General features: G+C 36.2%; 19 protein-coding genes. 17 read left to right on the top strand and 2 right to left on the bottom strand.

Features of this window, described 5'->3' with window-relative positions; genetic code table 11:
• The first annotated feature begins 803 nt into the window (after window positions 1–803).
• From J8L85_RS07170 to J8L85_RS07115, 12 genes are all read left to right on the top strand, one after another.
• The gene (locus tag J8L85_RS07170; protein ID WP_211015910.1) at window positions 804–1721 is read left to right on the top strand and encodes a nucleotidyltransferase; all 918 of its coding nucleotides are present in this window, start codon (window positions 804–806) and stop codon (window positions 1719–1721) included.
• Window positions 1721–2647 (top strand): patatin-like phospholipase family protein, encoded by a 927-nt coding sequence (locus J8L85_RS07165; protein WP_211015908.1) that lies wholly within the window; start codon window positions 1721–1723, stop codon window positions 2645–2647. Before J8L85_RS07170 ends, J8L85_RS07165 begins: the two co-directional genes overlap by 1 nt.
• A gap of 188 nt (window positions 2648–2835) precedes the next feature.
• Window positions 2836–3222 (top strand): hypothetical protein, encoded by a 387-nt coding sequence (locus J8L85_RS07160; RefSeq protein ID WP_211015907.1) that lies wholly within the window; start codon window positions 2836–2838, stop codon window positions 3220–3222.
• 123 nt (window positions 3223–3345) lie between these two features.
• Window positions 3346–3882 carry a hypothetical protein gene (locus tag J8L85_RS07155; RefSeq protein ID WP_211015905.1) on the top strand — a complete coding sequence of 179 codons (537 nt, stop codon included), beginning with the start codon at window positions 3346–3348 and terminating at the stop codon, window positions 3880–3882.
• Window positions 3883–4352: 470 nt separating this feature from the next.
• A complete protein-coding gene (locus tag J8L85_RS07150) occupies window positions 4353–4850 on the top strand; it encodes a hypothetical protein (RefSeq protein WP_211015903.1) in 498 nt (165 codons plus the stop codon).
• A 166-nt stretch (window positions 4851–5016) separates the two neighbouring features.
• Window positions 5017–5613 (top strand): GrpB family protein, encoded by a 597-nt coding sequence (locus tag J8L85_RS07145; protein WP_211015902.1) that lies wholly within the window; start codon window positions 5017–5019, stop codon window positions 5611–5613.
• Window positions 5614–5736: 123 nt separating this feature from the next.
• Window positions 5737–6303, top strand: coding sequence for a hypothetical protein (locus tag J8L85_RS07140; RefSeq protein ID WP_211015900.1), 567 nt, complete (start codon window positions 5737–5739; stop codon window positions 6301–6303).
• A 183-nt stretch (window positions 6304–6486) separates the two neighbouring features.
• Window positions 6487–7014, top strand: coding sequence for an NAD(P)H-dependent oxidoreductase (locus J8L85_RS07135; RefSeq protein ID WP_211015898.1), 528 nt, complete (start codon window positions 6487–6489; stop codon window positions 7012–7014).
• Window positions 7015–7414: 400 nt separating this feature from the next.
• Window positions 7415–8278 carry a DUF5694 domain-containing protein gene (locus J8L85_RS07130; protein ID WP_247656574.1) on the top strand — a complete coding sequence of 288 codons (864 nt, stop codon included), beginning with the start codon at window positions 7415–7417 and terminating at the stop codon, window positions 8276–8278.
• 147 nt (window positions 8279–8425) lie between these two features.
• Entirely contained in the window at window positions 8426–9004 is a 579-nt protein-coding gene (locus J8L85_RS07125) for a nuclear transport factor 2 family protein (RefSeq protein ID WP_211015896.1), read from the top strand.
• 221 nt (window positions 9005–9225) lie between these two features.
• On the top strand, window positions 9226–9759 hold the full coding sequence (locus J8L85_RS07120) for a DUF4269 domain-containing protein (protein ID WP_247656573.1): 534 nt from the start codon (window positions 9226–9228) through the stop codon (window positions 9757–9759).
• A gap of 808 nt (window positions 9760–10567) precedes the next feature.
• A complete protein-coding gene (locus J8L85_RS07115) occupies window positions 10568–11794 on the top strand; it encodes an autotransporter outer membrane beta-barrel domain-containing protein (protein WP_211015895.1) in 1227 nt (408 codons plus the stop codon).
• Window positions 11795–11955: 161 nt separating this feature from the next.
• Here J8L85_RS07115 and J8L85_RS07110 read toward each other — a convergent pair whose 3' ends face one another.
• Window positions 11956–14748, bottom strand: coding sequence for a prolyl oligopeptidase family serine peptidase (locus tag J8L85_RS07110; RefSeq protein ID WP_211015893.1), 2793 nt, complete (start codon window positions 14746–14748; stop codon window positions 11956–11958).
• 584 nt (window positions 14749–15332) lie between these two features.
• On the opposite strand from J8L85_RS07110, the gene J8L85_RS07105 reads away from it, so the two are divergent.
• The 5 genes from J8L85_RS07105 to J8L85_RS07085 all read left to right on the top strand — a co-directional run bounded on the left by J8L85_RS07105 (window position 15333) and on the right by J8L85_RS07085 (window position 21056).
• The gene (locus J8L85_RS07105; RefSeq protein WP_211015891.1) at window positions 15333–15893 is read left to right on the top strand and encodes a Crp/Fnr family transcriptional regulator; all 561 of its coding nucleotides are present in this window, start codon (window positions 15333–15335) and stop codon (window positions 15891–15893) included.
• Window positions 15894–16256: 363 nt separating this feature from the next.
• Window positions 16257–17678, top strand: coding sequence for a TolC family protein (locus J8L85_RS07100; protein WP_211015889.1), 1422 nt, complete (start codon window positions 16257–16259; stop codon window positions 17676–17678).
• Between the two features lie 16 nt (window positions 17679–17694).
• A complete protein-coding gene (locus J8L85_RS07095) occupies window positions 17695–18687 on the top strand; it encodes an efflux RND transporter periplasmic adaptor subunit (protein WP_211015888.1) in 993 nt (330 codons plus the stop codon).
• A gap of 3 nt (window positions 18688–18690) precedes the next feature.
• On the top strand, window positions 18691–19860 hold the full coding sequence (locus J8L85_RS07090; RefSeq protein ID WP_211015886.1) for an ABC transporter permease: 1170 nt from the start codon (window positions 18691–18693) through the stop codon (window positions 19858–19860).
• A gap of 2 nt (window positions 19861–19862) precedes the next feature.
• A complete protein-coding gene (locus J8L85_RS07085) occupies window positions 19863–21056 on the top strand; it encodes an ABC transporter permease (RefSeq protein WP_211015884.1) in 1194 nt (397 codons plus the stop codon).
• Between the two features lie 110 nt (window positions 21057–21166).
• Here J8L85_RS07085 and J8L85_RS07080 read toward each other — a convergent pair whose 3' ends face one another.
• Entirely contained in the window at window positions 21167–21586 is a 420-nt protein-coding gene (locus tag J8L85_RS07080; RefSeq protein WP_247656572.1) for a response regulator, read from the bottom strand.
• Window positions 21587–21685: the final 99 nt, after the last annotated feature.

Raw genomic sequence — 21685 nt, 5'->3', positions numbered from 1 at the left:
GATGTATTTTCAGGAAACTTTTTTTATAGTTTTTTACAATCGGTAATCGATAAAATATCATAAATCAATATTAAAACAGAAACCACCCTCAAATATCATATATATATCTTTATATAGAATAATTTGTGTTTTTCTTAAATACCATATGTAATAATTAATAATTTAAAACCAATTTAAGGTTTTTTCAATAATATAAATCAGTATCAACCAATTGTTATTGTATTTGTAGAATTAGAGACCAAACGATTTTTCTTAGCTCTATAAATTGAAGGCATTAATCCTACTTAATAACACACGTAGAAAGAATCCTTTTGCAGTCATAAGTCAAATCTCGTTTATATCAATAGCGTTCGAGATAATGTCTTTACCATATTTTAAATTTCTTGAAACTCATAACGCTTCAATTACAATTAGACACAACTTTTAAAAGCCCCCTTTTGCGTAGTTTTTTTGTTTCGCCTACGGGCTTCGAAGGCCAACCCGCCAACTCGCCCCTTCGCTAAAAAGGTCTGTAAGACCTTTTCTGTACGCTCGGGCGTCTCCGGGGCCATTTATCTTAAACCATACAAATACCCTAACCAAAGTACTTTGTAGTGGATCTTACGCCTTTCTGTAATACTTTTCTTTTAAATTATTTTAATTTGGTTTAAATTTCTGATTGTTTAAAACGGTATACTATACGTATAGTACACCTTAAAACCGTATAGAACACGTGTATGTATTGCTATTGAATACATTACGCATAAAAAGATGTAAAGCAACTAGTTGCTTTACACAATTGTTAGCAACAATTTAAGACAAACATGGCAATACCTGAAAGACAATTACAAACATGGTCGAATCAAGGAGCAGTTCAATCTTCGGCAGCTACTCACAAAAGTGTTGAAAATTGTATTAAGAAAGTGAGTTGGAATGACGATGTAAACTATGTAACTTATCTGCAAGGTTCCTATCCAAATTATACAAATATTTACGGCAATAGTGATGTCGATTTAGTTGTTGAATTTCGCTCAATTTTTTCAAAAAATTTGTCAGCACTTACACAAGAACAAAAAAGACAATTTGATTCTGACTATGATGATGCAAAATATTCATTAGCCTCTTTTAAGAAAGCAGTTATTGAACAATTAAAAAAGTGCTATGGTGACAACAATGTGGAGATTGGTAATAAAGCTGTTGTTGTAAAGGGAGATGGCAGTAGACTTGATTGTGATGTGGTTGTGTGCAATCCATACAGAAAATATAATTCATATTCGTCATTAAATAAGTCAGATTATATCGAGGGAATTATTTTTAAAACAGAACATGATGTACCTCAAAACACGATTATAAACTATCCAAAAGTCCACTTAAAAAATGGTAGTTTAAAAAACCGACAAGAGAACACAAATGGAAATTTCAAGCCTTCTGTAAGAGTATTAAAGAATATGAAAGCAACAATGGTAAACAGAGGCTACATTACAAAAGAATTAGCACCATCTTATTTTCTGGAGTGCTTAATGTATAATTCTAAAAACTCAAACTACAGAAAAAGCACTTATTCTGACATTATGGTTTCCATAATAAATCAATTTTACAATGATAATAATGATGGAACTATGGCGACCTATTTAGTTCAAAATGAACAAAGGAAACTTTTTGGTAGCGAAGACCAACAATGGAACATTGCTGACGCAACAACTTTTGTTACCCAATTAATTAAATTCTGGAATGAATATTAATGAGCGATAAAAAATTAAATATACTTGTTTTAGATGGTGGAGGCTCTAAAGGAGTTTATACTATTGGCGTTTTAAAAGAACTTGAGTTAAGATTAGGAAGTCCTCTTCATGAACATTTTGGTTTAGTGTTTGGAACAAGCACAGGTTCAATAATTGCGGCACTAATTGCACTTGGCTACGAGATTCCCGAAATTGAAGAGCTTTATCTATCCTTAATCCCCAAAATAATGAATAAGAATTCAAAAGGAGGGAGAAGCAAAGCATTACAGGAAGAAGCTCTTAAAATCTTTGGTTCGCAAAAATTCGATGCCTTTAAAACAAACATTGGAATTGTAGCATTGAACTTTGAGACTCAAATGCCTTTAGTTTTTAAAACAGACATTCAACAAGCGCATGGAATGAAACAGTCATTTAAACCTGGTTTTGACTGTACAATTGAAACCGCTTTAAGATGTTCAAGTGCAGCATATCCTTTTTTTGAAAAAGTAAAAATCAAAACCGAAAATCATGGAGAAATTGAAGTTGTAGATGGTGGATTTATAGCTAATAACTCGACTTTATATTCTATGATAGATGCATATAAAGCATTAAACTATGATGAGTCTAATATTAACTTGTTAAATGTAGGAGTTGGACAATATGTCGAAAAATCATCTGGAATAAAACACAAGTTTTTAAAGCTATTTGGCATTTATAATTTCGTTGAAAAGGTTTTGACTGCCAACACAAACAGTAATACAATTATATCAAAGCTCTTATTTCCAAACCTGAATATGTTACGGATAAGTGATTCTTTTCCAGAACCAAAACATGGAACAAATATGCTGGAGTCGGATTTAAAGAAATTGAGAAAAATGATTCAACTTGGACGTTCTTCTTATGCTAAACATGAGAAACAACTTGAGAAGTTATTAGGATTGAAATAATAAAAAACTGTTGCTAACAACGTATATAAAAAAACAGCGGTTTAATCGCTAAAACGAATTTAAGTAAATATAAAAAAGGTCTGTGCCAAACCGAAAAGTTAGTGCGTAAAAATCCGCTACCACGCATACCCGAGACCGTTGTGTGTAATTTGAAATCAGAGCTTGAAAATGATTAAAACTTTAAATCAATGAAAAATATTATTAAATGCATTTGTTTAATTCTTCCATTGCTTATTCTGATTGTAGGCTGTAATTCATTCAATCAATCTGAAAAGGAGTACATAAAGAATCTCGAAGAAAAAAATAGACTTTTGGAACAAGAAATTATTGATTTAAAAAATAATTCCAAAAACGTTGAGTCAGTTAAATCCGAAGGGGTTAAGAACAACGATTATTTTACACTTGGCTCTACTGAAAAAAAAGTAATAGAAGTAATGGGAAATCCAAGTAGTTATAATGAAATCGGACCATTTCGAACAATGTATTTCGGATTAAGTTCTGTTGAATTCCAGAATGGAAAAGTAACTGGATATGACAATATGGACGGAAATTTAAAAGTTAAACTAACAGAATAAATTTTGACTGAAACTAAAACTATTGCCAACAATGGCTATAATTCATTGCTTGTTCTCGCCTACTTCTGAAAATCCTCGCAACGAAATCATAGCCAAACCGTTAGCCTAAATACCCTCCAAAATATGAAAAATAAAATATTTAAATATGGAATTCCGTCAGGGTTGGTAATTTGTACTCTTGGATCTATTTTAATCCGATTGGGCTATTTAAGCGAAGATTATGACTATCTTTTTAAGAACATTTATAAACTAACACTTTTGGTTGCAATTCTGTTCTTATTCTATGAAAGTTCATTTTTGACAGAGAAGTTTAATGTTTTTATTATAACAGTTGGAATCGTTTTCCTCTCATTATTGGGTATAAACTTATTGGTTGAGTTTGAGGTTATAAAAATCAGTTCTGTTGACTCTTATTCGAGTCTTGCTTTTTTAATTATAGTTGGTGTTTATACGTATCATTTTCTCAGAAAAAAAACTAAAACACTACTTGATTTTTTAAAAGTAACCTTTGTGGTACTGTCGGTTTTTTGTCTAATTCTGAATTCTAATGGATTGATTCCCGATAGCTACAAATACTTAACACATGGAATTTTTTGGATTATTATCTTGGCTATGTTATTCAAGAAAAAAGCTCGTAGGCTAACAAAACCTATGAATTAATTGCTAGGGATTTTCCTCACTTAAAATCCTCGCACACAAACACGCTACTTTTCATATACAGAGCCGTTAGGCACAAACTATGAAGAAAATTTTTGGAATAATCTTATTACTAATTGGGACAATTTTAATTCTAGCTTTCTTAGGGAGATTTATGTCGTTTTTGACCGCGATTTTGGATTTAGGCAAGATATACTCTCAGGATTTGAGCGCGAATGAAATAGGCCAAATATTTGGTAAATTAGTCTTTTGGATTATATATTGGACTAACTTATTTTTCACTAAAATATGGATCCAAATATCTTAAAAAAAGTAAATAAATCTAATAATGCCAGTAACTAACAACGTATATAAAAAAACAGCGGTTTAATCGCTAAAACGAATTTAAGTAAATATAAAAAAGGTCTGTGTTTATCCGAAAAGTTAGTGTGTAAAAATCCGCTACCACGCATACCCGAGACCGTTGTGCCTATATGAAAAACCTATTTGCAATTGTAATTTTAACTCTGACAAGTAATTTTATACTTGCCCAAGACGACGAATTTCAAGAAGATTATTTCCGAGAAAAAGTCAATTTAGAATTAATGAAAAACTATTCGGAATGTCAACCATTCTGGACTGAAAACGGAGTTTCGGAATTTAATGGGAAAACTGAAATTTGGAGTGTTTGTAAATTGGAGAATGGAAATAGAATTATCAGAATTGAATCTTATGAAAATGAAGTCTTTTATCAAGAAGTTTATTTTGAACTGAACGGAAAATTACGATACGCAAAAGAAACGGAAAATTATAATCCAAAAAATGGATTTGCAGAAATGAAATGGAATTGCGAATTCTTTTTCGAAAATGGACAGTTAATGACCTATATTTCGTTAGGACACGGAAAAACAGAAGACGAAAATTGGAATCCTGACTCCATTATTGGAATGTATAAAAAACGGATTTCCGAAATGAATAAAATGAAAAAATAACCGTTTACAGCAATGTATAAAAATAAATTCGGTTTAGTACTAAAACAAAGATAGTTGCATATTTGCTACATTTAAACTTCCTTCGGTAGTTCACCACACGCAAAAACGCTACTATTCTTAATACCAACCATTGTGCGCGAGCTGAAAAAAATAATCGAAATCACCAATGAAAAAGACATTAAATGATTTAACCAAAGAGGATTGGAATCGACTCTTTCCGATTAAATTGGTTGACCACGATCCTGAATGGAAAATCATTTACGAAAACGAAAGAAAACGAATTATTGATAAGGTGGGAAATGAAACAATCTTACGAATTGAGCACTTTGGCAGTTCATCAATTCCGAGTATAAAATCAAAACCATACATCGATGTAATGATAGAAATCCCAAAAAAAAGGCTATTTGACGAAAATCTAATCGCGAATTTTACGGAATTAGGCTATACTCATTTTGTGGTACCGGCAAGAGAAAATATTGAGGCTTATTCATCTTTCGGAAAAGGATACAATGTTGATGGAAAGAAAGAGCAGATTTTTCATATTCATATGTGTCCAAAAGATAATATAATGTGGAAACAAATTGACTTTCGAGACTATCTAAACTCAAACCTTGAAAGAGCGAAACAGTATGAAAAACTAAAACTCGAATTAGCAACTAAATTTAAGAACGACAGAGGTGCTTACGTACTTGGAAAGACAGATTTTGTGAACGAAACATTGGAAACAATCAGCAAAAAAGCCAAAGGACAACAACATATATAGCTTACGGACAATTAGTTGCCAAATTTAAAGTTAAAATCATATTTGCAGGTCCGCCAAATCCTTTATCGAAAATCCACTACTTTTAAATCCCGTACTATTCATTACCCAACCGTTATACCCATTATGAAAAATACAATAGTTATCATATTTCTTTTACTTCTTTGTCAAGTAAACGGACAGTCTGTAGAATCCATAGAGTTGAAAAATGCGCTAATGGAACTAAAAAAGGACAAGAGTTTAAAGGCCCAAAAAAAATATTTCGAATTGTTTCCTGATTCGTTTGAGGACTTTTTAAAAATGTTCGGATTTGAAAATGGAAAAGAAGCCCCTCTTTACGATGGATTTGAATACGTAGAGGCTTTATTCGCAATAGATAGTATATCAGAAAGTCAACAAATGAAAAAATGGATAAATATTTCCATTGATGGTTATTGGGATGCCGATGCGGTTAATTACTTTCAGCACAATTTAAGACCTATTGTTTTGAAAAAAACCGATTTGGCCTATGAACTATTGAAGAAATGTACGGATGAAGAAATTGAGTCTTTTTTCTACTTCTTTTTTAATGAGATTCACCCCCAATATAAAAACGTGCCCAGCGAACTTGAAAGGTTTAAAGATAGGGACGAAAAATTTTATAAGCTGTTATCAGCTGCACACAAAAGAGCTTTAATCGATAGTGGACATTAATTGCTAGAAATACGAACGTACAAACAATGGCTATAAGTAATGGTGCCTTTCTCGCCTACTTCTAAAAAGTCTTGCAGATTTTCTAACTTAACATATGCTTGCAAAAGTTAGTACCAACGTACGTAACCAATTATAGCCGAGCCGTTGACAACAAGCTGAGAGAACTACTCGAATACGAATTGAATGAAAAAAAAGAAACGTATAATCGGAATTTGTGGAAGTGCCAGTCGAAATTCTGCAAATCTGTCAATTCTAAAGTGGATAGCGGAATTGGATACGGCCTATTTCGATTTAGAGATCATAGATGACCTGACCGAATTACCACATTTTAAAACGGAACTGACCGACAAAAATGTACCTAAAAAAATTGTTGATTTTCGAAATAAAATTGCAAATGCAGACGGAATTATAATTTGTACCCCTGAATATGTTTTCAGTATTCCGAGTGGTTTAAAAAATATGATTGAATGGTGCGTATCTACAACTGTTTTCTCTGACAAGCCAGTTGGACTTATTACGGCTTCGGCAAGTGGTAAAAAAGGACACGAGGAACTGAAATTGATAATGGAAACCGTACAAACTAAATTTACGGACGAAACAACTCTCTTGATCCAAGGCGTAAAAGGTAAAATAGGGAAAGACCATAAAATATCGGATAAGAACACGGAAATAGCATTGAAAAGATTTGTTCAGAATTTAAACAAGTGGTAAGATAAGCCACCAGATAACAAAGAATCGAGGTGAAAAAACCAACAAATGCTTTCTTCACCCGAAACATTGGTATTTTAGGCCCAAAGGTTCTTAATTCTAATTTCTAGAACATTATAATGTTGTCGATTGTATTTTGGGGCACTACATAGCTATGTAAAAAATAAAACACGCAAGTGTACAACACAACCACCCACCACAAAGCCGGAACACAATGCCTTACTTTGGGCAAAATAAAAAGGTCTGTGTATATTTATACAGTCGTAAAACCAAAAAATATAACAAACCAAGCATTGGCCCGATCGTTATAAGAAAACAGGCCAATACCGCTGCCCGTGGTCGCCTTCTCAGACGGAGTGCCTTCGCACCAAACCCAGCAAAACCATAACAATCAAAAAAGATAATGAAACAAACTATTTTACTTTTATGCGTCTTATTTTTTAGCTGTAACACAGAAAACAAAACACAAGATATAGAAGATCCAATACCACTGGCCCAAGAGAACGACAAGATAAAAGTTCTAAATTTTGGAACATTTCACTTTGGATATACGCCCGATGCCAACAAAACGGAGTTTGACGAGCAAAGTGAGGAAGCACAGAAAGAGATCAGGGAAATTTCTAAAATGCTGGCCGAGTTTAAGCCCACAATAATATGTATTGAAAACCTACCAAAATATAATGACGAAATAAACAAGGCCTATCAAGAGTTTTTAAGCGACCCGGCCATACTTAACACCAATTATGGTGAAAGTAGCATGATAGGATTTGACGTAGGCAGGTTGAGCCATGTGAAAAAAATATATGGTATAGACAACCATATGGGGTACAATTACAGTGTGGGCGATTTTATAGAAAACAGTCCGGATCTAGAAAACTCTATTGACCCAAAAACATATTTGCAGCTCACGAACGAGCCTTTTAAAGAGTATCCGGAAATTGCGAAACGCGAGAAGAACTACGACCAACTGTCTTTATTAGAAAAATTAAAACTAATCAATGAGCCCGTACACCTAGATTATTCCATAAACACCAATGCCGACAAATTGCTGTACGTGGGAATAGACGATGGGTTTGAAGGTGCCGATAACGCAGCGCTATTTTACCATAGGAATATGAAAATATATTCTAACCTGAACCGGATTCCTATGACAAAAAACGACAGGGTCTTTATTATTATGGGAACGGCCCACACTGCTTTTTTGCGAGAGTTTATAAAAAGAAGTCCGAAGTTTGAAATGGTGAACACATTGCAATATTTAAAATAAAAACCGCTGACAATAGCAGTAAAAAAACGCTTGTTATCACCCGCTTCCGAAAACATCTTTAAATGTTCACGGAGGTACATACCAGCCAGGTCAATTACAAATTGCGCAACTACGCATAGTGGTGCCACTGTTTTTAATTCTTAAAATATGACAACTAGATTTTTTAAATCACTTTTTTCGATAGCTACCTTAGTATTTGTTTCGTGCGCTACCACCGGTTTTCAATCATTGAAGAACGAGGACATTGTTACATCGTATATAAAGGCCAGAAATACGTATGACCTTAAAAAGGTAGATGCCCTAACCGACAAAGATTATTTTGAAATGTTTATCGACGGCAATAAGGAGATAGAAAACAAAGAGAAATTGATGGATGCCATTTTATGGGGAAAAGAACTTGATTCGCATATTAAGCTATTGGATATTACATCTGACGGAACAACTGTTACCACAATTGAAGAAAACAGCAATTATCTTGATGTTGCCCTAAAAAGAAAAGTAAGAGCATTTAAAATCGTCTATACTTTTCGCGATAACAAAATACACCATCAGAAAATGGACACTATACCCGGCTATGCTAAAATTATAAGACATAACTCGGAGAGCTATGCAAAATTTATGGATTATTGCAACCATAATAATTTGAAGTGCAACGGGTCTTTTGACCAAGAGTCTGGCAATCGACTAAGAAAAATACTTAAAAAGTATCACAAAGAAAACAAATAAAGGCCATGTACCACAAGGTACACAGCACTGGGCCCATGGGTAGCAAACCAACTTTTTTGTTATATCGGCGAGACTCTTCAAGTTTTTGAAATGGGCTTTTTAAGAAAAAACAGCTACGCCAACAGAAATGTTCGGCCCCGTGCGAATTAGAAAAAAAGGGTTTTTATACACCATGCTTTATGCACAAAACCGTTAAACATAACGTAAAAGAACATTGAAGTTTGATCAAAAATTTTAGAAATATCGAATATTTAAAACGCGGGAACGAAAGACAGAAACTCGCTTTTTCTGAAATTAAAAAACATAAAATTTTTGAAATACTCGAAAAATATGATCCGATCCTAACCGGAACGATCCCTATCGGTATAGACACCCCCGAAAGCGATCTAGATATTATATGTGAGTGTAAGGATCATTTCGAATTTACACGGTACCTAACAAAACAGTTTTTCGAAAAAAAGGACTTTAAGGTATACTCTAAAAAGCAAAACGGAATAGAATCAACTGTTGCCGAGTTTAAGACCGATAATTTTGTATTTGAGATTTTTGGCCAAAACATTCCGACCGAAAAGCAAAACGCCTATCGACATATGGTTATCGAAAACCACATTTTAAACCAAAAAGGAACGGACTTTAAACAACGAATACAAAAATTAAAGGCGGACGGGATAAAAACAGAACCGGCCTTTGCAAAATTATTGGGATTGAAAGGCGACCCATATACCGAATTGCTAACGCTGGAAAAAAACCTTTAAAATAACGGCATAGAGAGAATTTAATCTTCCTTTTTCTTGTTCATTTTAATAGCGAGCCAAATTATACCGACAACAAAATGAAGTATAATAATGCCGGCTATTACATAAATTATGGTATTTGAACTGTCTCTCATTTTACACCTATCTTAAAATAGTATTGCCAAAACTAGTCAGTACGGTAAAAAGGAAATATGATATTGATCAACAAACCCTATAAAAATGCCGCTATTTACTTTTAACTCCTAAACAAGTCTATGTTCTCACCATGCCATGATTATTGCGTCTATTCGAAAAGAAAAACCTCAGGTCATTTTACCCTAAAAAGATAAATCTAAAATTGACAGCAGAATTAAATAGCATTGTGATGCATCGTAATAGTTTAACACTATAAAAAACAGACCTTCTTATTGAACTAAAGCCAACCATTATCATCAAAGAATTTATTCGGAATAAACAGAATTGAAAAGCCTAACACAACATTCTGATTCTGAACAAAATAAAATAAAAATAGATAATTGTAGGAAAACTAGATTAAAGTAAACAGAAGCTATTGTTACCGGGTCAAAAATAAAAAATAGGACCAATAAACGCGCTCAAACACTATAAAATATAATATTCTTAAATATATATAAAACTAAATACATGTTAAAATTTTAACAAAAAAATTACTATTTTGCACATCATCAAAGGCTAGTGCTATTTTGTCTTCTTACATTTTTATACAGAAAAAATTTCACACAAAAACGTACTATTTTTACACAAACCATTATGTGTTATTAAAGCACAATCATTTAAATACCAATAAATAATGAAAAGACAATTATTAGTACTATTAACAACAATTTTAAGTTTTAATAGCTATTCCCAAATCACGTTTGAAGAAGGGTATTACATTGACAACACCAATCAAAAAATCAACTGTTTAATTAAAAATATCGACTGGGCGAATAATCCGACCGAATTTCAATACAAACTATCGGCAAACAGTGAACCAATTACGCAAACATTAAGCTCAGTTAAAGAATTTGGAATTAATAACGTTTCAAAATATGTCAAAAGATCTGTAAAAATTGATAGGTCAAGCGATAAAATAAATCACATAAGCATTTATAAAAACCCAGAATTTAAAGACGAGGAGCTATTTCTAAAAGTACTAGTAGAAGGTAAGACTACTCTATACCAATATATTGACGGTAATTTGACCCGATATTTTTATGAGAAAAACGACTCCAATATTGAACAGTTAATTTTCAAACTTTACAAAAAAAATGTAAACAAAATTTACGAGAACAATAGATATAAGCAACAATTATGGATGGAGTTTAAATGCCCAAAATTCACAATGAGTAAAATTGAAAGATTGAATTATGCAAAAAAAGACCTAGTCAATTTCTTTGTAGAATATAACAATTGTAATGATCAAGAATATGTGAATTTTGAAGCAAAGCAAAAAAGAGATTTATTTAATTTGACAATCAGACCTCGCTTAAACAGCTCTTCATTAACAATTGAGAACTCCGTTTCTAGTTCTAGAAACACCGATTTTGATAATGAAATGGGTGTTAGTCTTGGTATAGAAGCAGAATATATTCTTCCGTTCAACAAAAACAAATGGTCTTTTATAATTGAGCCATCTTATCAAAATTATAAATCAGAAAAAACAACTGAAACAGAAAACATCTCTGGCGGAGTAACAATAGCAAATATTGATTATCAATCTATTGAAGTGCCTGTAGGTGTTAGACATTACTTCTTTTTAAATAACAATTCCAAAATTTTTGTAAATGCTTCTTACGTTTTTGACTTTTATTCAAAATCCCCCATTGAATTTACCAGAAAAGATGGTTCAAGTCTTTATTCGCTAAACATTGAAACAAGAAACAATACGGCTTATGGAGTAGGTTATAATTATAAAAAATACAGTATAGAACTCAGGTATCAATCACCCAGAAAAATTTTAGATAATTTTAATTATTACAATTGGAGTTCGAAATATAAATCAATATCAATAATCTTAGGATATTCTATATTCTAAAATACCTACACACGGTCCAACTATAAGTGACCGTTATACCGAACAACTAGTCATAGTAATAGAACGATGATATAGGCGGCATGATTTAACAAAAAACCTCAGGTCAATAATTGACCTGAGGTTTAACTATTTTTGGTTACGCCATTACAGCCATCACCATGCTATTTATCGCTCACAGGTTCATACCCTTGATGAATCCCTTTTTCAATAGCGGGTACGCCCCTGTCCATCCACACAGGTTTTGGCGCCCCTTTTAAATAATAATCGAAAAACTGTTGCATGCGTACATTAAAATCTTTCTTGTTCTGCAATTTAAGTGGCCAATGCGGTTCTCCGTTGTAATTTAACATCCATGCCGGTTTTTGCAATCTTCTTAAGGCCATAAAAAATTCGATACCCTGGTACCAAGGCACATGTCCGTCCGAATCGTTATGCATGATCAACAGGGGCGTTTCTATTTTATCTATGTTGAATATGGGGGAATTCTCGATGTATCTCAAAGGATATTCCCAAGGGGTACCCCCTATTCTACTTTGTGTATGTTCGTATTGGAACTCTCTACTTAAACCGGTGCCCCAACGAATACCCCCATAAGCACTGATCATGTTCACTACGGGCGCCCCCGATTCCGCAGCCTTAAATATATTGGTCTTCGTTACCAAATATGCTATTTGATAACCTCCCCAACTGTGCCCTTGAACACCTATGTTATCTTTATCTACAAAACCTTTTTCTATCAACGAGGTAATTCCCGGAATTACACAGTTGAAGGCACTTTCACCGGGATACCCAACACGATATTGTATATCTGGATTAAAGATCAGATAGCCCCTACTCGTATAAAAACTGTAATTAATGGTAGATCGCCCGGGGCTTGGTGCCCTATGCCTGTACAAATTGTCGGAACTTCTTTCATAGAAATTAACGATCATCGGGTATTTTTTAGAAGGATCAAAATTCTCGGGTTTAATAAGAATCCCCTTCAATTCTATACCGTCTAAAGAGGTCCATTCGACCAATTCGGCGGTACCCCAATTGTATTCGCTTTGTTGTGGGTTCGCGTTACTGATCACCGTAGCTTTTTTGAAATTATGATCGGCAAGGCGAATATCGGGAAACTCGGTAAACGATTCCCTCGTATAAATCAAGGCATCACTTTCCCTAGCCTTTATAGGTGTTGTATACCTATAGGGGCCCGAAACTAATTTTTTAAACGATTTCTTTTTGGGATCGTACTGCACAAAACCCGCTTCTTTATTTACCTCGTTAAAAGTACTTAACAGCCATCTATCGGCATCTACAAAGCGTTCTTCGTCGTCCAATTTCACATACCGGTACACGGTACGGGTATCTCTACCATTGGTCAATTTTTCAGCTTTTCCCGTTTCGGGGTCAAAACTCCAAATATCAAACCTGTCATAAAGCAACAAAGCCTCATCATTTTTGGTCCAACCGGCAGCACCATAACTTCTGGGGTGTTTGGGGCTATCGTTCAATTCATCGTAAAAAACCTTTCCTTCGGTCAGTTTTACAAGTTTCTTTGAGGCCACCGAATAAGTAAACCAAGTGCTATCTACCGAATGATACCCGTATACATACTTGGCCTCTGGACTAAAACGGACATTACCAGCCACATTTTTTAAAATGTCACTGGTTTCCCCCGTTCCCGTATCCACCAACACATAATCTGAAGAACTATACCCTTTCCATTGTCTTTCCAATTTATAAGGTAGCTTGGTACCTGCCAATGCAAATTTGGCGTTCCCCTCATTACCTATCTTGGCATCGGGAAAAGCTTCGGTGCCCACTTGCACCAGCTTATTGGTTGCCAGGTTTAAAATGGTGGTATAAGATCGTTTTTGCTCTTTCTTCAGCGCTACTTCCTGTACCGTATATAATTCGGGCTCGTTATATGTCCACACCTCAACATTCACAATTTCCTCGTCTATTAAAGTGGTATCCTTTACAACGGGTGGCTTTCTTAGGCCGAAATACAACTTTGATTCGTCTTTGGAGAAATAGACCTTTTCGTCCGACGAAACCAGATATCCTTTTGGGGCCTTTTCGGTATCCAATTTCTTTTCCGCCTTTTCGGCGCCCTCTTTCCATAAGTACAATTCATTGGGTCTAATTTGCACCTTAGTAGTATCGGTATCGACCACAAAGGCCAATTTTTCTCCCGAATCACTTAAGCTTAACTCAAAAAATTTCGCTTTTTCATTTTCGTAAACCTGCCTTTTCTCATTGTTTTCAAGATCAAGCACAAAAACCCCGGCTTTATCCGTAGCATCTTGCCCGGTTGTTGCATAGGCCAAGGTCTTGCCTTCTTTCGCAAAGGTATAATCGGTCACAAATTTTACCGTATCGTTTTTTGATGTGGACAGATTATGGATTACCAAGTGATATCCGTTTTCTTTTCCGACCTTCTTTTTCTTAGATTTTTTTTGGACAGAATCCTTTTTTGATTCGGTTTTGTCCTTCTTTTTACCCGACTTTTCCTCACCTACCAAACACGCTACAAAACCCTCCCATTTTTCTGGTATCTTATACGATTTAACATTGGGTATCTTGGTAAGCATCTTTGTCTTTATATTATAAATACCAAGGGTATCACTAGGCAAATCGTCTTTTTTTACCTTTGCCCTCTTCAGTTCCACCACACTATCTTTCCATGGCTTTATAGCGAACAACGCATAGTTATCATTGTAGGTAAACACACCATTTTCAGAGCGTTCGTATTCAAAAACGGTCCGTGCCTTGGCATCTTTTATTTTTAAAAAGTTATCCTTCTCGCCCTTTTCAAGAGAATACATAATATATTTTCCGTTCGCGGACACTGTTTTTCCCTCAATGGTGTTCCATATATCAAAATCTGGATGGTCCAGTACCTTTTTTTGGCCCCATATAGAGGTAACCGTAAGCGCGATCAGTAATGTTGAAAATAGTGTTCTCATAGTAGAAAGGTTGTTTGTATCACTCATTCGGTCTTGAGAAATATGACCGAAAAAGCTGTTTTTTATGTTTTTGGTTTAAATGATTGTCATTCACAAAAGACTTGTGTCCGTTTTAAAATGCCCTTTTGTGAATTTCGTCTTCGGAACCCCGATTTTGACAAAATCAGGGTACTTTTTGACTTAAACCCTAAAATTAATTATTTCAGGGCAATGGCATCAAATTTCCCTTTCATTATCTTTTCCTTTTTTCTAAAACCGATACCAGCCATACATTTCTTCTATCTAAATAGCACCGAAACAAGTATCGGTGTCACAAGATACTTTTACAGTACCTTCTTCTTTCTTTAGGTAAAAAAACACCCTATCTCCAGTTTTGTTTTTGTACGCCCATTTCCTATATACGACCCATAGACCACCCATAATGGGGAATTTACCAGACCAACCTCTTTTGACAAAGCCTTATCATTTCGGCACATGCCCTACCCCACCCGCCTATTATTTTTACGAAACGTATTTCTATCACCTATACCTATTTTTAACTTCACTTTGCTAAATTTGGCATGTTTCAGATATAAATTAAACAGATGGTCAGAACCGATAAATACATTACCGCAAAAGACCTTGCCGAATGGGATGACGAATACAACCTCGGACTCACCAAACGCTCGGTAAAAAAAGGGGAATTGGTTCTAAAGGAAGGCCAACCGTGCGATTATTCCTTTTTTGTTCTCAAAGGTTTTATGAGGATCTATTACCTAGACTTGAACGGCAAGGAAATTACACATTGGTTCGCTCCAGAAAATTCTATGATCACTTCCCCTCTGAGCTTCTTTAAATCTGAAGAGAACATTTTATATTTTGAGGCCTTGGAAGACACAGAACTGATCTTGATCACCTTAGAACAGTTCAACTCCCTTATCGGCCGATCAAAACAATTGGAAGAGGCCTTTAGAAGCCTATACCTGGATATTGCCATGTTCTGGAGCAGGAGCATCATGAACCTTCATACCCAAACCGCCGAAGAAAGATATCTGAACCTAATCGCCGAACACCCTTATCTGTTTCAAAAAACAAAACTTACACATATTGCATCGTATCTGGGCATTACCCCACAAAGCTTGAGCAGGATCAGAAAAAACATCTAGCATTCATTTTTTACCATAGGTTAATTTTTCACACTTATTACCACCATAACTTTGCCGTTTGTCTTTTGCGAAAGACGCATATAAATTAAAAGTGGGCGAATCGACGTTCAACAAGCGGCTTATCTGATTTAAATCATTGCGTACCTTAATTAGATACAGCAACTTGCCCCATATAATGTACCGAGACGATCTTGGTAGGTTATAAGATAATCGATACGTCCATCATATAAAGATCATACGAACGATAGCCTTGTATGGCAGTCTGTTATTTAAGATAAATGGCCCCAGATAAAAAACCTTGTGTTTAGATTAATTTTTGGTCGTAGAAACATATAAAACAGACCTTATAAAAGTTAAATGATAATGAAAATCGATCAACAGAGAATATACAAAAAACCTCATTTCGGGGTTTTCTCTACAGAAAGGCATTATGGATCCAGTGCTTTCTTAAGATATTGTTTTTTACTCGCGTTTTTATACCTGCCCATACAAAAGGGCCTTGGCCAAGACCTTTCTCTTTTAGAGGCCAAAAAATTACTGTTGGAAAACAACGGTAGGTACGAGTCGGCACGGTTGAACACAGAAAAGGCCTCTGAACAAAAAAAGGAAAAAAAGGGATTGCACTACCCTAGCCTTGACATCTCTGGAACATACCTGCATCTGCAAGACGATATATCAATAGACCTAAATGCCCAACGCGATATGGCTGCGGGGCTTTTAGAGGTAGAGGATCCCAATGCGCTAGGAGATTGGTCCGGGGTGCTACAAATGCAGGACTTTGCCTTTGCCAGCGCCAATATTACCTGGCCCCTATTTACCGGTGGCCGGATCAATGCCGCCAACAAAGCCGCAGGTATACAGTTAGATATGGCTGAGGACCAAAAATACAAACAAGAAAACGAGCTTACCATACAACTCATCAATGCCTATTATGGCGTAAAGCTGACCCATGAGTTGGTAAAACTGAGACAAGAGGTACTAGACTTGGTAAAACTGCACAAGAACAGGGCCGACAAGTTTTTTGAGAACGGCATTATTGCCGAAGTGGAGACCCTTAATGCAGAGGTGGCCCTATCACAAGCAGAACGTGATCTCTCGATGGCCGAAAAAGATAAAAACCTAGCCGAGACCGCTTTAAAGAACATCCTAAATTTTGAAAACTTCGATCACCTTACCACACCGTTTAAAATACCGGAAGTGTTGACGCCTTTGAACGTCTATGAAGAGAAAATGATCAACGACAATGTGCAGATGGCCTTACTGGACAAAACCGCAGAATTGGCCGAGACAGGGTTAAAAGCTGAAAAAAGCGCCTATCTACCCAGTCTTGCCGCCATTGGTAATTACCAGTTTTTTAATGAAAACTTTGTTCTTGGGCAACTCGACTGGTATGTAGGCCTCGGACTGGAATGGAACCTATTCGATGGTTTTCAGAGAGAACATAAGATAAATGCCGCCAAATTGAACCAATCGCAAGTAAGTGCGATGAAGTCACAGGTAAAAATGGACCTATTGACCTATACACAGAAGCTTTACGGTTCTATGGAAAAACAGTTTAAGGCCTATCAAAGTTTGGAAAAAGAGGAAAAATTGGCCGAAAAATTAAAATATATGAGAGACCGTGCGTTCGAGCAAGGCCTGGGCACTTCTTTAGAGGTATTGGACGCCACGGTAAAATTGTCGCAGATCCAGTTTTTAAAACTACAGACACTCTATGAGTTCAGTAAGACCAAAGGCGAATTAATGGTACAGATCGGCGAAACCGAAGAATTTTTAACCAAATAGATCAAAAACACTCACTATGAAAGATAAAGGTTTTATAAAAACACTATTGGGCGTAATCGTTGTCCTTATTATTGTTTTAGGCGTGTTATGGGTATTTCTAAAACCCGAGGAACTGGTTTTTCAGGGTAGGATCGAGGCCCGGGAGGTCTACCTATCGGCCAAAATAACATCTCGTTTAAAATCCATAGAAGTAGAGGAAGGCAGTTCGGTCACCAAAGGACAACTTTTAGCTGTTTTAGAGAGTCCTGAAATAGACGCCAAAGAGTCACAGGCCCTTGCCATAAAAAGTGCTGCCGAAGCCATGAAGCAGAAGGCAATAAGAGGTGCTCGGCCCGAGGAAATAGCAGCGGCAAAAAGTGTTTATGAAAAAGCCAAGGCCGCATCCGAGGTCATGCAAAAAACCTATAAACGAATCGAAAACCTTTACAACGACGGTCTTTTGCCCGCACAAGATAGAGATGAGGCCTATGCAAAAATGCAAGCCGCCCTGCAAGATGAAAATGCGGCATACAACCAATATCTCATCGCTACCAAAGCCGTTAGAAGAGAAGATATTGCCGCCGCCAAGGCCAATGAAAGTCAAGCCTCCGGTGCCTTACAGGAATTAGAGATCATGAAAGGTGAACGTAATATCATTTCTAACATAGACGGTGAGGTCATGGAGTACCTACCTGAAATGGGCGAACTTATAGGTGCCGGTATGCCCGTAGCGCATTTGGTAGACCTTAAAGATTCGCATGTGGTCCTGAACGTTAAAGAGACCAATCTGATCTATTTTAATAAAGATTCTGAATTTACCGCTACCGTACCCGCATTGGGCAACAAGGAGATAAGGTTCAAGGTATACTACATTTCCGCCCTCGGGGATTATGCAACCTGGAACGCCACCAAGACCAAAGGGGAGTTCGATGTTAGAACCTTTGAAATAAAGGCACGCCCGGTAGAACAAAATGAAAACCTACGTCCCGGAATGAGTATTTTGGTAGATGGCTCTCAATTTGACAAGTAAGTCATGAAAACGATCTTAAACGTCGCCATACATGAGATAAATGCCCTATTCAAACACAAGGCCCTACTTGTGTTCGTACTCATATTACCCTTTGTGGTGTTTTGGTTTTTTGATGGGTTTATGAAGGTTGGCGTGGTCAGAGATCTTCCTATTGCCATTGTAGACAACGACAATACCACTACATCTAGAAAACTGATCGCCAATTTAGAAGCTACCCCTACCCTAAAAGTAGCCTTTAACGTGGCCTCAAAAAATGAAGGGGAAAAATTGATTGAGACTACCGATGCTTACGGTCTTGTGATAATACCCAAGAATTTTGAAAAAGACATCTTTTTATCAAAACAACCTTCGGTAACGGCAGAATTTAACAACAGTCTTTTAATTCCCGCAGGATTGGAAAGCAAGGCGGCGCGTGCCGTGGTGGGTGAAATGTCGGCACAAATAGCCCTAAAGGCACAACTGGCACATGGCAATACCATAGACCAGGCCATAGCCAACCTACAACCGGTTCGCCTGCAGGCACACACCTTATCAAATCCGTTTACGAATTACAGGTACTACCTGGTTCCGGCCCTGCTTTTTGCATTTCTGCAAATCTTCGTAATGCTTTCATCGGTATATAGCCTAGGCGTAGATCTGAAATACGGAAAAACACATAAACTTATAGAAATAGGCGACAACAATCTATTAAGTATTCTAATGGGAAAGATGTTGCCATACACCCTTTGGTTCTTTCTTTTAGGACTGGTTCTCTATAATGGTCTTTTCGTACTACAGGATTTTCCACAACATGGCAACCGAATGGTTCTTTTATTGGCTCTGTTTCTATTGATCGTAGCCACGCAAGGTTTTGCCATCTTATTTGTAAGCACCAGTAAAAGCTTGCGGGAAGCCATGACCAAAGGAAATGCCATTGCCGCCTTATCGCTGGGTATGTCGGGGTTTACTTTTCCCCTTATGGGCATGCCCGTATTCTTTAAATGGTATGCGCAGTTATTTCCCTTTACCCACTTTTTTAAGGTGTTTTTGGCACAGACACAACGTAATTTTCCTGTCTATTATGTGATTCCCGGACTGTTCATATTGGCCATAATGACTTTTGTTCTGCTGCTATACGGGGGAATCAAATACAAACAAATGTTACTAAAAGGCCAGTACCCGTCAATTGTATAACAATGAAGCAAGACAATGATAATATAAGTTGGAGTAAAAGCTTTAAAAAGGCTTATAGGGATGAATGGTTATCTATAACAACCGATAAGGCGGTAGTATCCACATTCATTTCCATGTCACTTCTCATATTGGTGATCTATTCAATGATATACAACAAAGAAGTGGTATATGAAGTACCGGTGGCCGCCATTGACCAAGATTTTTCAAAATCTAGTAGAGACTTCATCAACATGGTAGATGCAAGCCCCCAAGTTAAAACCATTACAAAATATGCAGATCTGGCCTCGGCGAAAAAGGCCTTGTACGCCGGTGATATAGAGGGCATTTTTATAGTACCGAGCCGATTTGGAAAAGACATAAGAACCAATAGACAACCGACCGTTTCTATTTATGCAGATGCGGCAAACATGTTGTTGTACAGGGCGGTCTATGGTTCTGCAATCACTGCCCAAGCGTATTATAATGGTGGAATTAAAGTTAAAAAGGCCATTGCCTCAGGTACCGGATTAACCGCTATTTCACCATTAAACATTAATACCACAAACCTATTCAATCCATCTGGAGGATACGGTACCTACCTTATTCCGACCGTTGCCGTATTAATATTGCAATTGGTCATCTTATTATCCATCGGTATTTTGGGAGGAACCGGTAACGAATTACGTGCGCATGATGAAAAAGAAGCAATCGTAGGTGCCAGAAAATTAATGCCCCGTTTACTGGGAAGGGCAAGTTTGTACCTTTCTATTTTTATTGTAGTGATCCCCATTCAGTTTGGGCTTGTCTTTTATTTCTTTTCCTTCCCATTACGTACAACATTGGCCGCTATTTATCTGTTTTCATTACCCTATATTTTGGCACTCGTATTTATGGGAATATTTATAAGTTACTTCTTTCAAAAAAGGGAAGATGCGATTTTGTTTTTATCCATTCTAGTGTTACCTGCACTAATGATGAGCGGTCTCTCGTACCCTACCGAAGGGTTAAACCCTTTGGCACAATATGCCGGTGAATTAATTCCCTCGACCGCAGGGGCCAGAGGTATGATCAAGCTTACACAACTAGGGGCCAACTTTAACGAAGTATATCAAGAATGGGCCAAACTATGGGGCTTGGCTCTGTTTTATTTCTTGTTGGCGGCAATATTTCAGAAATTCAGGAAATCTTCACGATCCACAAAAAGGCAAGTACAATAAATCTTATAAAACTGCTTCAAAAGGTCTACACACCCTATAAGCTAACCTATAAACAAGGCTAGCAAAAAAACACACCAAAGTAATGGGGCTACCAGTGCTCAAACAACTGTTCAATCAATTATATTTTCACTTTTTCCCATGACCCTTTCGAATATACTGGCAAGTTTACTCTCTACCAAAGGCTTGGAAATAAAGTCATCTATAATACCATAACTTTTGCCCTTCTTAACCTCTTTCGGACCAAAAAGAGAACTTACCACAAAAATATGTGGCTTCTTCTTTAGCGGTAATTTTACAAATTCATCCAAAAAACCCCAACCATCCATTACTGGCATATTCAAATCTAAAAAGATCACATCGGGAAACCCTTCTTCGGTTTTACTGAGCGAGGTAAGATTTACCAAAGCTTCATAGCCATCTTCATAAACTAGAATATCGGAACCGAAAAAACTATTTCGGTTCAGTAAGATTTTGGTTCCATATACACATATGGGGTCATCATCAATGATGCAAATAGTATCAATTTTCATAGCGGTTAGCATTTAATAATTATTGACCTTCTAAAAGCTTATTAAAAAATAATATAATATTTTTCCTACTTTTCTTGTAAAGAAAACCAATATTCACTA

The organism is Maribacter sp. MMG018 (genome assembly GCF_018100785.1).
In the GTDB taxonomy this organism is placed as follows: Bacteria; Bacteroidota; Bacteroidia; order Flavobacteriales; family Flavobacteriaceae; genus Maribacter.
The sequence above is the reverse complement of the archived record's forward strand: the minus strand, read 5'-3'. Positions and strand labels throughout refer to the sequence as shown.

Bases quoted from the DNA above. Each gene is read 5' to 3' on its own strand.
- J8L85_RS07080 (WP_247656572.1), bottom strand. From the start codon at position 21,586: ATGAAAATTGATACTATTTGCATCATTGATGATGACCCCATATGTGTA.
- J8L85_RS07095 (WP_211015888.1), top strand. From the start codon at position 17,695: ATGAAAGATAAAGGTTTTATAAAAACACTATTGGGCGTAATCGTTGTC.
- J8L85_RS07155 (WP_211015905.1), top strand. From the start codon at position 3,346: ATGAAAAATAAAATATTTAAATATGGAATTCCGTCAGGGTTGGTAATT.
- J8L85_RS07085 (WP_211015884.1), top strand. From the start codon at position 19,863: ATGAAGCAAGACAATGATAATATAAGTTGGAGTAAAAGCTTTAAAAAG.
- J8L85_RS07145 (WP_211015902.1), top strand. From the start codon at position 5,017: ATGAAAAAGACATTAAATGATTTAACCAAAGAGGATTGGAATCGACTC.
- J8L85_RS07100 (WP_211015889.1), top strand. From the start codon at position 16,257: ATGAAAATCGATCAACAGAGAATATACAAAAAACCTCATTTCGGGGTT.
- J8L85_RS07140 (WP_211015900.1), top strand. From the start codon at position 5,737: ATGAAAAATACAATAGTTATCATATTTCTTTTACTTCTTTGTCAAGTA.
- J8L85_RS07150 (WP_211015903.1), top strand. From the start codon at position 4,353: ATGAAAAACCTATTTGCAATTGTAATTTTAACTCTGACAAGTAATTTT.
- J8L85_RS07135 (WP_211015898.1), top strand. From the start codon at position 6,487: ATGAAAAAAAAGAAACGTATAATCGGAATTTGTGGAAGTGCCAGTCGA.
- J8L85_RS07110 (WP_211015893.1), bottom strand. From the start codon at position 14,748: ATGAGAACACTATTTTCAACATTACTGATCGCGCTTACGGTTACCTCT.
- J8L85_RS07165 (WP_211015908.1), top strand. From the start codon at position 1,721: ATGAGCGATAAAAAATTAAATATACTTGTTTTAGATGGTGGAGGCTCT.
- J8L85_RS07160 (WP_211015907.1), top strand. From the start codon at position 2,836: ATGAAAAATATTATTAAATGCATTTGTTTAATTCTTCCATTGCTTATT.
- J8L85_RS07170 (WP_211015910.1), top strand. From the start codon at position 804: ATGGCAATACCTGAAAGACAATTACAAACATGGTCGAATCAAGGAGCA.
- J8L85_RS07125 (WP_211015896.1), top strand. From the start codon at position 8,426: ATGACAACTAGATTTTTTAAATCACTTTTTTCGATAGCTACCTTAGTA.
- J8L85_RS07090 (WP_211015886.1), top strand. From the start codon at position 18,691: ATGAAAACGATCTTAAACGTCGCCATACATGAGATAAATGCCCTATTC.
- J8L85_RS07105 (WP_211015891.1), top strand. From the start codon at position 15,333: ATGGTCAGAACCGATAAATACATTACCGCAAAAGACCTTGCCGAATGG.
- J8L85_RS07115 (WP_211015895.1), top strand. From the start codon at position 10,568: ATGAAAAGACAATTATTAGTACTATTAACAACAATTTTAAGTTTTAAT.
- J8L85_RS07130 (WP_247656574.1), top strand. From the start codon at position 7,415: ATGAAACAAACTATTTTACTTTTATGCGTCTTATTTTTTAGCTGTAAC.